The following is a 13336-nucleotide window of genomic DNA, read 5'->3' as shown; positions in this document are numbered from 1 at the left end:
CTCGTGCACCGGGCCTACACGCCCGGTGAACTTTGCCTATGCTGCTGACTACCAACAAGGAATCATCGTGACGAGGGACGCCGCCATGTTCTACGTGCAACGCGACGCTGACGGCCGTTTGCTGCGAGTGGAAGCCGCCGGGTTTGATGGATTTACGGACATGGTCCCCGCCGACAGTGCCGAGATCCAGGAATGGTTCGCCGACGATGTCGTTGAGAACAGCCTCAAGCAGCTCAAGCAGAGCGATCTGGACATGATCCGGGTACTGGAAGACCTGATCGAGGTGCTGACTGCCAAAGGCGTGTTCAGCATCACCGACCTGCCGCCCGGCGCCCAGGCCAAATTGCTCAACCGCTCCACCGCGCGCAAGGCGCTGGGTAGCCTGAACAACCTGATCGAGGAAGATGAGGAAGGCGGGCTGATCTGATCATGCTGGCGGCGCATCGCGGTGCGAATTGCCCCGCGATAACGCCGAGCCAGCTTAACGCCAGGGCGCCGGCCCACCCACCAGTTGCCCCTGGATTCCCTGCACGCCCATCTCCCGCAGCACCTTCAACTCCCCTTCGGTCTCCACCCGCTCGGCGATCAGCGGCAGGTCGATGCTGTGCGCAGCCCGCTGGATGGCTTCGATGAACAGGCGCTTGTGCCGTTCCTGGTCGATGTTGCGGATGTAGCCACCATCGATCTTCAGGTAGGCCAGACCCAGGTGGGCCAGGTTGCCGATCATGCTGAAGCGCCCGCCGAAGCGTTGCAGTGCCAGGCTGAAGCCCAGGGTGCGCAGGCGCCGGGTGAGTTGCTCGAGCACTGACTGCTCGGGCAGCTGCTCCTCGCCGATCTCGAAGGTCAGTCGCTGCCCCAGCGCGCCGTGCTGCCCCAACAGCTCATAGACGCGCTGCAACGCCTTGGGGTCGGCCAGGGTGGCGGCCGACAGGTTCAGCGCCAGCGCTTCGCCATGCCCTTGCAAATGCTTGAGCACCTTCTCCAGCACCAGCAGGTCCAGCCGCGCCATCCAGCCGAAGCGCTCCAGCCAGGGCAGGAAGCGGCCGGCCGCCAGGGCTTCGCCCTCCTCATCGTGCAGGCGCGAGATGACCTTGTAGTGCAGCACCCGCTCCGGCGCCTTGGCGTCCACGACCGGTTGGAAGAACAGTTCGAACTGGCCCTTGCCCAGCGCCTGGTCCAGGCGCGTGTGCCAGGCGTGGTGGCTGTCGGCGGCCTGGCCCGCAGCGCCCTGCTCCAGGCATACCCAGCCCGGCGTGGGCTGGCTCTCGGCGCGGGCCAGGGCCTCGTCGGCAAGCTTGAGCAGCGCTTGCGGGGCATCGCCGGGGCTGTAGGGGGCAAGGCCGATGCAGGCCACCGGGTCGACATCGCTGGCACCGGTCTCGTGCAGGCTCTGCAAGGTAGCCTCCAGGGCCTGGGCCAGCTGGATCGCCTCGTCATGGACCATGCCCGGCGCCAGCACCGCGAACTCGCCGCCACGGCTGCGGGTGATCAGGTCGTTGGTCTCCGGGTAGTTCGCACAGGTACGGCGCAGTTGCTCACCCACCGCCTGCAGCAACTGGTCGGTGCGTTGGCCACCCAGGCGGGCATTGAGCCCGGCCAGGTCCTGGACCCGCAGCAGCAGCAGGTAGCCGGTACGGGCCTCCTCCAGGTTGCTGACCCGGGCATTGAGCTGCATTTCGAAGTAACGTCGATTGGCAAGGCCGGTGAGGCTGTCCTGGTACGACTCCGCCCGCAGCTTCTCGCTGCGCTCGGCCTGCTCGGTGAACAGTGCCTTGAGCTTCTCGACCATCTGGTTCATCGCCTGCACCACTCGGCGCAGCTCGGGGGTGCGTGGCAGCTCGGGCAGACTGAGGAACTCACGACGGGCGATAGCGTGGGACTGCGCCACCATGTAGTCGAGCGGGCGCAACTGACGGCGCAGCAGCAGTGCCCCGAGCACCGCGCTCACCGCGCCGCACAGCAGCAGCCAGCCAAGGCTGCCCAGGGCGCTCTGCCAGAGTTTGCCCAGGGCAAACATCGGGTGGCTGATCACCTCGACCCGCGCCGCCTGCTGCCAGCCGCGGCTGACGAGGGCATCACCACCGGCCGGCTCCAGGCCGATGAGCTGGATGAACCAGCCCGGCACACCGCCGGCGTCAGGCTCGGCGTGGCGCTCGACCAACACGGCGTTGGAGTCCAGGTCGATGACCTTGATACTCGAGTAGTAGCCACTGTCGAAAATCGAGCTGACCATCAGCTCGACCATCGCTGGGTCGTCGATGTTCGGCGTCAGCGACAACGCCAGCGCGGTCGCGGCGTCCTGGGCATGGGAACGCAGCTGGTTGACGTACTGGCTGCGCGAGCTCTCCAGGCTGACCATGAAGCTGCCACTGAAGGCGATCACCAGGAACAGGCAAATGGCTAGCAGCAATTGTTTGAACAGTGACATCTGTGCTCCTTCAGTAAACCGGTTCGGCCGGGAACCCTTCGGCCTGCATTTTCTTCAGCAGATCCTGCCAACGCGACAGGCGCTTGGTGTCGCCGACCTTCTTGTTGCCGCCCGCGCCGGTCAGCCACAGGCCTTCACCGTTGAAGGCATACACCGGCAGCAGGTCGGTACGCTGGCTGGCCGGCTTGATCGCGTCCATCAGGCTGTCCAGCACCAGCGGCTGGGCCTGTGGGCTTGAATAATAGGTCAGGACCATGTGCGCACGGTTCTGGCGCAAGGCCTTTACGTAGGTGATGCGTAGCTTTTCCGCCGGAATGCCCATGCGCCGCAGGCTGAAGTACTTGGCGATGGCATAATCCTCGCAGTCGCCCGCACCCTTTATCAGCGATTGTACCGGCGTGGCCCAGTAATCGACCTCGTGCCACAGGTCGATGTCTTCGACATAGCGCAGCTGCTTGTTGAAGAACAGGTTGACCACCTGCAGCTGCTCCAGTTCGCTGCCCTGCTTCTGTGTCGCCATCAGGTTCTGCCAGGCATCGATACGCCCCTGGCCCGCGCCCATCGGGCCGTAGAGCGCCTGAGCGCGGCGACTGATCTGCGAGAAGTCCCAATCCGCCTGGGACACGCCCAGCCACAGGCAGCCGAGCAGCACGGCAAGGCCGAGCCGGCGTGCGGTCGCATTGAGAGGCCAAGGTATCGCCACTGCGGACACCCGTTCAGATCAGTCGAAAGCAGCGATGGTGCGGGCTGGAGACGCAAAAGACAATGGCACCGTGCGATCATGCTGCCAACTGTCGGCAAACCCGCTTCGTACAAGGGCTGGCGACCTTGGCTATCTTCCCAATGCCGGCAACTTGCTTCACGATAGCCGCGTTTTGACTCTGCGCCACGGCGCATCGCTTGATCAATCCGTTTGACAAGCGCCCCCTTCCCTCACTAGGGTTATTGGATCCAATTTTCATGTTGCCGAGGCGAACCCCGCGTGGCTGAGAAACCCAAACTCCTGAGCACCGTACTGGGTAGCGAACAAGTACCACCGCACCTGGCCCGGGGTGTTATCGAAGAGCGCCTGCGCAGTGCCATCCTTGATGGCCGCCTGCCCCCGGGCACCGCCGTGCGCCAGCAAGAGCTGGCGACTTTGTTCGGTGTCAGTCGCATGCCTGTGCGCGAGGCGCTGCGCCAACTCGAAGCCCAGTCGCTGCTGCAGGTGGTGATGCACAAAGGCGCCGTGGTAGCGCCATTGATCGGTGAGGACGCCGTCGACACGTACGCCCTGCGTGTACTGCTCGAGACCGAGGCGTTGCGCCAGTCGATCCCCTTGCTCGATGCCGGCGACATCGCCCAGGCCAGGGCTTACATCCGTCAACTGGAGACCGAGACTCGTCATGCCGAAATCGGCCGGCTCAATCGCCTGTTCCACATGGCCCTCTACAGCAAGGCGCAGAACCAGAAACTGCTGCGCATGATCGAGATCGAGCTGAACGAAGAGGAACGCTTCCTGCGTTTCCATCTGTCCTCGATGGGCCTGGGCAAACTCACCCAGGATGACCACATTGCCCTTGTCGATGCCGCCAACGACAGACTGGTGGACGAGGCCGTGAAGCTCCTGGAAGAACACCTCAACCATGCCGCGCGCACCATCAGGAAGTACCTCGACAGGCAATCGGCCAACTGATCCTGCCCAACCGCGCAGCCGCCCCTGGCGACCACCCGCTGCGTCGACACGATCCGCCACAAGGAACGGCAGTGCACGTGCAGACTCGACAGGACACCATGCCCGACCAGCCGCCCAGGATTCGCCTGATCTGCCTGGCAAACACACGGCAGCAACTTGCCCAGTACCGCACCTGGGCAACGACCCTGAGCGACCCCATCGAGCTGGTCGCGGTCGATGTCCCCTCCATTGCCGACTTCGAACAATCTCTGCCCATTTCCGGGCGCCTGACCCAGGCCCTGGTAGAGCAGCTCCAGCCCTACCTTATGCAGCCACATGCCGTGTTTGCCCAAGGCCTGGGCGCGCACATCGCCTTGGCCCTGATCCAGCAAGTGCAAGGTGCTTGTCCGGGCCTGACTCGTCACTTGTTTGTTTCAAGCTGTGACAGCCCACAATTCAGCACCACTTACCTGCCCCTGCATATCCCCATGACCGTGCTCTATCCGCCGGGCTCGCTGGCGGCGATGCTCGGCTGGCACAGCCTGGTACGCCGGGAGCTGGAGCTGATTGAGCTACCGGTGCAAGCGGTCGATACTTCGCTGCTGAACCAGCGCCTGGTGCGCATCTTCAACGCCCACCTCGGGTTGCTGAGCTTCTAATTCTCCTCTTGCCATCCGTGCGCTGATCAAGGCTTTTCCGCTGCCTGGTCAGTGCCTGGCCATGGCAGTGCCAGCATTTTGGGCACACTCTACCCCCCGCAGCGGCCGCTGATCATCAGACGTGGACCTGGCCGTTTGCCTCTTCATTCACCTGCAGAAGGAACCTGGCACCGGGGCAAGGACCGCAAGCGATCAGCCGCCCCTCAATAGTCCCTCTCTCCATCTCCGTTCATTCGTGCTCCGAGTGAGGCATTCACTCTGTGTCTATTTTTCTGATCGTTAATTATCGGAAGGAGCACGTATTGCCAAAATAAAACTTACTCAATGTTTTATTCAGGTACTTATATTTCAAGAAAAGTCCGAACATAAAATAATCAAAAAAACAATTGCGACCAACTTTGAAGTTGTTCTAACTTTTATATCGCCAGCCAAGGGCGGCCAGGCGTCACCGTGGACACCTCGCCAAACAAGCCCTGCTGGCCTCTGCCTGTTGTTCGAATTCGAGTTTTCACTCGAGGCCTTCATTCGCCCGGCATTTAGTTGCCCTGCAACTTCCAGAGCATAACGTCCCTGCATATCACCTCTAAACGGATCTCATCATGAGCACATTGAAGCGCACACTTTCCGACAAGAAACATGAACTTTCCCTGCACCCGCTATTTTCCGAAATCGATTCTCTGGAGACGCTGCGTGGGTTCATGGAAACCCACGTGTTTGCCGTCTGGGACTTCATGTCGCTGACCAAGCGCCTGCAGCAGGAGCTGACCTGCGTCAGCCTGCCCTGGCTGCCACCAAGGGACCCGGCTGCGGCGCGCCTGATCAACGAGATCGTCTTGGGCGAGGAATCGGACGATCGCCTCGATCATGGTCACTACAGCCACTTCGAGCTGTACCTGGATGCCATGCGCGAAGTCGGTGCCAGCACCCAGGCCATCGAGCGCTTCGTCAGCCTGCAGCAACAAGGCGTCGCGGCATTCGACGCGCTGCAACGCTGCGGCGCCAGTGAAGCCGCGCAGCGATTCGTTCGCGACACCCTCAAAGTGGCCATCGAGGCACCGGCCCACCAAGTTGCCGCCGCCTTCCTGCATGGGCGGGAAAGCGTCATTCCAGCGATGTTCCAACAAATTCTCGACGAGTGGGGCATCGGTACCGAGCAGGCGCCGACCTTCCGCTACTACCTGCAACGTCACATCGAAGTCGACTCCGAGGACCACGGCCCCGCCGCCGAGCAATTGCTGGCACGCCTGGTCGATCATGATCCGCTGCGCCAGGAAGACGTCTACGTGGCCGCCATCGCCGCGGTGGACAGCCGCATGGCCCTGTGGGACCGCCTGCGTACATCGCTGAAAGCGGCTGTTGCCGAGGTCACCCCATGAATGCCCTCGAGTATCGCTCCTTTGCCGAGGCCTGGGAGGCCAGGGCGACCATTCGCACCCGGCCCCGGCGCCTGGTGGAGGATGACCAGCGCCTGATCTACCCCCTGAGCCGCCAGCCCCTGGTGCTCGGCGCGACGTTCCAGCGCGAGTGCCCGCAGCTGCGCGACTTCGTGCTGGTACAGAGCCTCTACAAGTTCATCAATGACGTGGTGATCTTCGAGACCGAGATCGTCGACCGCACCGCCCGGCGCATCGCCAAGGACCGCTTTGCCGTGCGCTTCCCGTTCGCCTGCCGCTACGACGCGATGACCGTGGTGGTGGACGAGGACTATCACGCCCTGGTGGCGATGGACTTCCTGCAGCAGACCATCGCCCTGACCGGGATCGAGCCGATCGCCCTGCCCCAGGAAATCGAACTCAGCCGCGCCATTCCAGCCGCGCTGGAACAGGTGCCCGAGGCCCTGCGTGACGCCTTGGAGCTGATCTGCGTGGGCATCGCCGAGAACACCCTGACCGACGATGTCGCGGCCTTTGCCCGCGACGACTCGGTCAAGCCCTCAGTGAAGGGCCTGATGGCCGATCACCTGCTGGACGAAGGTCGTCACTCGAGCTTCTGGGCGCGCCTGACGCGCATCTACTGGCATACCGCGCCCGAGGCGGATCGCCAGATGATCGCCAAGGTACTGCCGTTGTTCCTGCGCCAGTACCTGACCAACGACATCCAGCAGGCTTTCGACTGTGCCCTGATCGACGCCCTGCCGGTGACCGACACGGTGCGCCAGGCCCTGCGTGAGGAAGTGCTGGGCCTGGCCTACCCGATCAACCGCCAGCATCCGCTGCTGGGCAACATCCTGCGTTTCTTCCGCAGCAGCTCGATGCTCGAGTCGCCCTGCGTACAGGACGCCCTGCGCGACTATCTGCCCTGAGGACCTAGACATGAGACGCCTCGACATACTTCTGGTGGGCACCAGCCCGCCCCTGGAGGAGTTCGCCCGCATGCTCGCCGAGCACGGACATGGCTCGGCCAGGGCCGATAGCGCCCAGGCCTTGCCCCGGCAGCTGTCGGCCCATCCCGACCTGGTGGTGGAGGATGGCAGCCTGGCACTGAGCAGCAGTGATTGGCAGCCCCTGGGCGGCACGCCGCTGCTCAGGCTGCGCCTGGGTGCGAGCTGCGCCGACACCCTGCCGCAACTGGAGGCCCTGTGCTGGTGCGGCAGTGCCAGCGCCCAGCGCCTGATCCATCGCGTGCCGATACACACGCCGCGCTCCGGTAATGGCCAACAGCTGCGTGAGGACACCTTGCAAGCCCTGTGCGAGCAACTGGCACTGCAGGTCACCCGCTTCGCCCGCAACCCGTTGCATTTGCAGGAAACGCCTGCGGTGAACCCGGGAGATCAGGAGCGCGAGCACAGCCTGGACTGGCTGGACACTTTGGCTTACCGACATCCGTTCAACCGCACGCTACGCGCCGATTTGCTGGAGAAGGCCGAAACAGACCTGATCGGCGACCTGGAACACAGTCTGCGTGTGTACGCAGAGTGTCATGCCGTGAACCACGACGGCCTGCGTTGCACTTATGAGCAGCTGCATGCCCGCACCGCCGTCATCCAGCAGGCCTTGTTGCCGCTGTTGCCCAACGCCGGGGAACAGCCGCCTGTGGTCGCCGTGTGCATGGGCAAGTCACCCGAGCTCTACGCCAGCCTGTTGGCGGTGCTGGGCTGCGCCGCCATCTACCTGCCACTGGATCCGGCCACGCCGGCCGAGCGCCGCCAGCTGATCCTCGACGACGCTGGCGCCTGCGTTCTGCTGCACGACGGTCAGGCGCCTGTGGATATCCCTGATGTTGATGTGCGCAACCTTCCTTTGCCGCAGGACTTGCCGCTGCCCAGCCTGGCGTTGCGCCAGGCTGCCGCCGACCAGGCCTGCGTGGCGATCTACACCTCCGGCACCACCGGCCAACCCAAAGGCGTGTTGCTCACCCAGGGCAACCTGGCGCACTTCATGGCCTGGTATCGCGAGCATGTGGGCTTGGACCGGCACAGCCGGGTACTGCAGTTCTCCACCATCGGCTTCGACGCCTCGCTGCTGGATATCCTGCCGACGTTCGCCTGTGGCGCGGAACTGGTCTTGCCCAGTGAGGACCAGCGTCGCGATCCGCAGCGGCTGGTACAACTTATCCACAGAGAGGAGGTGAGCCACGCGTTCCTGCCACCGGCGCTGCTGAGTATCCTTCCCCGTGATCTGCACCTGGGCCTGCGTCACCTGGTGACCGGTGGCGACGTCTGCGAACCGGAAGTCATCGCTCGATTGGCCGGGCAATGCCACATGCACAACATCTACGGGCCGACCGAAACCACCGTGCTGGCCACAACCCGGGTGTTCGCTGCAGGCGACGACAACCGCAACCTGGGGCTGCCGATTGCCAACACCCAGGTGCTGATACTCGACCAGCACCTGCAGCCGGTTTGTGAGCAGACCCCCGGTGAGCTGTACATCGCCGGGCCAGGTGTCGGCCTGGGTTACCTGAACAACTCCGAACTGAGCGCCGAACGTTTCGTCGAGCTGAGCTTGCCCGCGGGCCGCACACTGCGCGCCTACCGTACGGGGGACATCGGCAAATGGACCGAACAAGGTATAGAGCTGTGTGGCCGGCGAGACAACCAGGTGAAGATCCGTGGCTTCCGGGTCGAACCCGAAGAAATCGAGCACTGCCTGCGCGATAGCCAGCTGTTCGCCCAGGTGGCGGTGGTGATCGACGCCCAGCGGCGGGTCCTGGCCTTCCTTGCCCACCCGCAACGGGCCGATGCCGAAGCCTTGCTGCGCGAGCATGCCGAGCGACACCTGCCCGACTACATGCGCCCGACGTTCTATCAGGTACTGCAGCAGATGCCCTATACCGCCAACGGCAAGGTGGATCGCCGGGCGTTGTCGTTGCGTCCACTGGCCTTGCCAACCAGCCAGCGCATCGAACCACGGACAGCGACCGAGGAGCACCTGCGTCGCCTGTGGAGCACGCTGCTGGAGCTCCCACAAAACGAAATTTCCGCCGACGACAGCTTCTTCAATCTCGGCGGTCACTCCATCCTGCTGTCGCGCTTGCTGCTGGAGGTCAGGGAGCACTTCGGCCAGGGGGTGGCCATCAACCGCTTCATCGAACAGCCGACCTTGCAGCGCCTGGGCGCGCTGCTCGATGGCGATCACGAGGCGTTGCAAACCTCCCTGGTACGCCTGGAGCAGGACGCCAACCGCGAACTGGGCCTGCAGGTGCAACCGCTGGAGCGCCTGGGCGATGTGCACAAGGTGATCGTCACCGGGGCCAACAGCTTCCTTGGCGTGCATCTGGTCGAGGCCCTGCTGGAGTGGGGCGCGAGTGAAGTCGCTTGCCTGGTACGCAGCGCCGCAGGGTTATCCGCCGATGAGCGTTTCTCCCAGGCCCTGCGGGACAACCACGTCACCCTGGACCGCAGCCGCGTGCGGGTATTCGAAGCGGACCTGCGCAAGCCACTGCTGGGTCTGGCCCAGGCCGACTACGACTACCTGGACAGCAACTATGGCGCGTTGCTGCACAACGCCGCGCAGGTCAACCATGTGCTCGACTACGAGGTACTGGCAGCCGACAACATCGAGCCGTTGTTCGAATGCCTGCGGTTGTGTGAGGGCCGTCGCAAGAAAATCTTCAACTTCGTCTCCACCCTGTCCGCCTGCAGCGCCGTAAATGGCGAGGGCCATGTGCTGGAGAGCGACCCCGCAGACACCCCACCGATCTACATCCGCAATGGCTACAACCTGAGCAAATGGGTCGGCGAGCGCATCCTCAGCCGTGCACGTGAGCAGGGCGTGTGGGTCAACCTGTTCCGCCCCGGCAACATCACCTTCGATAGCCGCACAGGGGCCTGCCAGCCTCAGCGCAACCGGCTGATGCTGATGCTCAAGGGCTCGCTGCAGTTGGGCCAGGTGCCGGAGCTGGAGATCGACTTCGACCTCATGCCGGTGGACTTCCTGTCCCGCTTCATCGCTTTCCACAGCAGCCGTCACCAGGCCGGCCGGTGCGTGTTCAACCTGCACAACCCCGAACCCCTGCGCTGGCGTGACTACCTGGCTTCGTTCCATGCCCAGGGCCATGCCTTCGAACTGGTCAGCATCGAGCAATGGCAGCGCCAGTTGGCCAGGGTCGATAGCGACAACGCGCTGTACGACGTCCTGGGCTTCTACCTGGACGGTTTCGAAGAAGACATCGGTGACATCTCCGGCATCGCCCACGACAACGCTCGTGCCGGCGTGCAGCGCATGGGCGCCCGTTACCCAAGCAAGGACCCGGCGCTGCTCAGTCGCGGCTGCCGCTACCTGGCCGACATCGGCTTTATCTGATCCCTTTCATGTACAACAGGAGCAACATCCCAATGCAAGCACTCAAACCCGATACCCTGATCCGCAACCCGCAAGGCTGTCTTGTGGTTTCCAGCGTGGAGATCGCCGCACCGGCGGCCAATGTGTGGAACATCGTCGGCAACTTCGCTGGCTTCCCGGTGTTCATTCCTGCCCTGGCGCATATCGAGATGACCGGCAGCGGCGTGCGCTCGGTGCGCAAGAAGCTGTTCAAGGATGGCAACGTGGTGATCGAGCAGTTGAACACTCGTGACGATCAAGCCATGAACATGACCTGGAGCCTGATCTACACCAGCCTGAACATCGGCAATCTGTGGGCGGCCATGCAAGTGCAGGCGATCGACGCCAGCCGCAGCCGTGCGACCTGGACCATCCAGGCCGAGCCATGGGAAGGCGGGCCGGAGGCACTGCCGGGCTTCCAGGCATTTCTGCAGGGCTTTGCCGATGAGGCGATGGGGAATGTGCGTAACCTGCTGAGCTGATATCACTGGAAGGGGCTTGTGCCCCGATGGCAAAAAAGGCCGCTCCCGACCCGGGAGCGGCCTTTTTTTGTCTTGAACATCAAGGGAGCTCTTCGGGCTGTGCTGTTGCACAGCAAAAAGAGATCTCTGTAGGAGCGGCTTTAGCCGCGATGCAAGCAACTCGGTGTCTGGCACCCGCTTCGCGGGTGATCGCGGCTGAAGCCGCTCCTACAGGGGCCGTGCTGTGCTTTTGAATACTGTTCCCTTCGTGCCAGCGCAGGGAGCTGGACGATCTCATACGAGAACTTCAGGCATCGATACCCTGAAAAGACAAAGCCCCTGATCGCATCGCGATCAGGGGCTTTGGAATTGAATCTTGACGATGACCTACTCTCACATGGGGAAACCCCACACTACCATCGGCGATGCATCGTTTCACTGCTGAGTTCGGGATGGGATCAGGTGGTTCCAATGCTCTATGGTCGTCAAGAAATTCTGTGTGCTGGTCCGTCCTGGGGACGCACCTGCGAATCTCTGTAGTCTCTACTTAAAGACAAAACCCCTACCTGCTCGCGCAGATAGGGGTTTTGCGAAATGAATCTTGACGATGACCTACTCTCACATGGGGAAACCCCACACTACCATCGGCGATGCATCGTTTCACTGCTGAGTTCGGGATGGGATCAGGTGGTTCCAATGCTCTATGGTCGTCAAGAAATTCGGTTGCCAGTACGTCTTTGCAGACATGCCAGCCAATTCGGATATGCGATATTTGTGGGGCGTCGCGAACTTTCGGTTCGTTTCGTCTTCACCACCGCAATCTGCGTTAGCAAATTGCTTGGGTGTTATATGGTCAAGCCTCACGGGCAATTAGTATTGGTTAGCTCAACGCCTCACAGCGCTTACACACCCAACCTATCAACGTCGTAGTCTTCGACGGCCCTTCAGGGAGCTCAAGGCTCCAGTGAGATCTCATCTTGAGGCAAGTTTCCCGCTTAGATGCTTTCAGCGGTTATCTCTTCCGAACATAGCTACCCGGCAATGCCACTGGCGTGACAACCGGAACACCAGAGGTTCGTCCACTCCGGTCCTCTCGTACTAGGAGCAGCCCCTCTCAAATCTCAAACGTCCACGGCAGATAGGGACCGAACTGTCTCACGACGTTCTAAACCCAGCTCGCGTACCACTTTAAATGGCGAACAGCCATACCCTTGGGACCGGCTTCAGCCCCAGGATGTGATGAGCCGACATCGAGGTGCCAAACACCGCCGTCGATATGAACTCTTGGGCGGTATCAGCCTGTTATCCCCGGAGTACCTTTTATCCGTTGAGCGATGGCCCTTCCATACAGAACCACCGGATCACTAAGACCTACTTTCGTACCTGCTCGACGTGTGTGTCTCGCAGTCAAGCGCGCTTTTGCCTTTATACTCTACGACCGATTTCCGACCGGTCTGAGCGCACCTTCGTACTCCTCCGTTACTCTTTGGGAGGAGACCGCCCCAGTCAAACTACCCACCATACACTGTCCTCGATCCGGATAACGGACCTGAGTTAGAACCTCAAGGTTGCCAGGGTGGTATTTCAAGGATGGCTCCATGAGAACTGGCGTCCCCACTTCAAAGCCTCCCACCTATCCTACACAAGCAAGCTCAAAGTCCAGTGCAAAGCTATAGTAAAGGTTCACGGGGTCTTTCCGTCTAGCCGCGGATACACTGCATCTTCACAGCGATTTCAATTTCACTGAGTCTCGGGTGGAGACAGCGCCGCCATCGTTACGCCATTCGTGCAGGTCGGAACTTACCCGACAAGGAATTTCGCTACCTTAGGACCGTTATAGTTACGGCCGCCGTTTACCGGGGCTTCGATCAAGAGCTTCGCTTGCGCTAACCCCATCAATTAACCTTCCGGCACCGGGCAGGCGTCACACCCTATACGTCCACTTTCGTGTTTGCAGAGTGCTGTGTTTTTAATAAACAGTCGCAGCGGCCTGGTATCTTCGACCGGCGTGGGCTTACGCAGCAAGTGCTTCACCCTCACCGGCGCACCTTCTCCCGAAGTTACGGTGCCATTTTGCCTAGTTCCTTCACCCGAGTTCTCTCAAGCGCCTTGGTATTCTCTACCTAACCACCTGTGTCGGTTTGGGGTACGGTTCCCAGTTATCTGAAGCTTAGGAGCTTTTCTTGGAAGCATGGCATCAACCACTTCGCGCTCTAATGAGCACTCGTCATCAGCTCTCGGCCTTGAGATCCCGGATTTGCCTAAGATCTCAGCCTACCACCTTAAACTTGGACAACCAACGCCAAGCTGGCCTAGCCTTCTCCGTCCCTCCATCGCAATAACTGGAAGTACAGGAATATTAACCTGTTTTC

General features: G+C 61.7%; 9 protein-coding genes and 3 rRNA genes (1 of these 12 running past the window's edge). 7 read left to right on the top strand and 5 right to left on the bottom strand.

The window, feature by feature from the left end:
• The first annotated feature begins 85 nt into the window (after window positions 1-85).
• Window positions 86-427 (top strand): hypothetical protein, encoded by a 342-nt coding sequence (locus ACZ9C1_RS19530; RefSeq protein WP_046857559.1) that lies wholly within the window; start codon window positions 86-88, stop codon window positions 425-427.
• A gap of 54 nt (window positions 428-481) precedes the next feature.
• Here the strand turns inward: ACZ9C1_RS19530 and lapD are convergent, their stop codons facing one another.
• Both lapD and lapG read right to left on the bottom strand, forming a co-directional pair.
• The gene (gene lapD / locus ACZ9C1_RS19525) at window positions 482-2428 is read right to left on the bottom strand and encodes a cyclic di-GMP receptor LapD (RefSeq protein ID WP_102685158.1); all 1947 of its coding nucleotides are present in this window, start codon (window positions 2426-2428) and stop codon (window positions 482-484) included.
• A gap of 10 nt (window positions 2429-2438) precedes the next feature.
• Window positions 2439-3140, bottom strand: a complete 702-nt coding sequence (lapG, locus tag ACZ9C1_RS19520; protein ID WP_102685159.1) for a cysteine protease LapG — start codon at window positions 3138-3140, stop codon at window positions 2439-2441.
• Between the two features lie 270 nt (window positions 3141-3410).
• Here lapG and ACZ9C1_RS19515 point away from each other — a divergent pair, with 270 nt between their 5' ends.
• From ACZ9C1_RS19515 to ACZ9C1_RS19490, 6 genes are all read left to right on the top strand, one after another.
• A complete protein-coding gene (locus tag ACZ9C1_RS19515; protein WP_102685160.1) occupies window positions 3411-4103 on the top strand; it encodes a GntR family transcriptional regulator in 693 nt (230 codons plus the stop codon).
• 77 nt (window positions 4104-4180) lie between these two features.
• Entirely contained in the window at window positions 4181-4741 is a 561-nt protein-coding gene (locus tag ACZ9C1_RS19510) for a hypothetical protein (protein WP_139667777.1), read from the top strand.
• Window positions 4742-5340: 599 nt separating this feature from the next.
• Window positions 5341-6117 carry a DUF3050 domain-containing protein gene (locus ACZ9C1_RS19505; protein WP_139667779.1) on the top strand — a complete coding sequence of 259 codons (777 nt, stop codon included), beginning with the start codon at window positions 5341-5343 and terminating at the stop codon, window positions 6115-6117.
• Window positions 6114-7043: a diiron oxygenase gene (locus ACZ9C1_RS19500; RefSeq protein ID WP_258599641.1), complete on the top strand. Its 930-nt coding sequence runs from the start codon at window positions 6114-6116 to the stop codon at window positions 7041-7043. The genes ACZ9C1_RS19505 and ACZ9C1_RS19500 overlap by 4 nt, the downstream gene beginning before the upstream one ends.
• Window positions 7044-7053: 10 nt before the next feature.
• The gene (locus ACZ9C1_RS19495; protein ID WP_476254293.1) at window positions 7054-10485 is read left to right on the top strand and encodes an amino acid adenylation domain-containing protein; all 3432 of its coding nucleotides are present in this window, start codon (window positions 7054-7056) and stop codon (window positions 10483-10485) included.
• 32 nt (window positions 10486-10517) lie between these two features.
• The gene (locus ACZ9C1_RS19490; protein ID WP_102685165.1) at window positions 10518-10985 is read left to right on the top strand and encodes an SRPBCC family protein; all 468 of its coding nucleotides are present in this window, start codon (window positions 10518-10520) and stop codon (window positions 10983-10985) included.
• Between the two features lie 353 nt (window positions 10986-11338).
• On the opposite strand, the gene rrf (ACZ9C1_RS19485) is transcribed toward ACZ9C1_RS19490, so the two are convergent.
• The 3 genes from rrf (ACZ9C1_RS19485) to ACZ9C1_RS19475 all read right to left on the bottom strand — a co-directional run.
• A 5S ribosomal RNA gene (gene rrf / locus ACZ9C1_RS19485) occupies window positions 11339-11454 on the bottom strand.
• 109 nt (window positions 11455-11563) lie between these two features.
• Window positions 11564-11679, bottom strand: a 5S ribosomal RNA gene (gene rrf, locus ACZ9C1_RS19480).
• 134 nt (window positions 11680-11813) lie between these two features.
• Window positions 11814-13336 (bottom strand): 23S ribosomal RNA (locus ACZ9C1_RS19475); it runs 1371 nt beyond the window's last position.

Source organism: Pseudomonas sp. TE21435 (assembly GCF_056279265.1).
The sequence above is the reverse complement of the archived record's forward strand: the minus strand, read 5'-3'. Positions and strand labels throughout refer to the sequence as shown.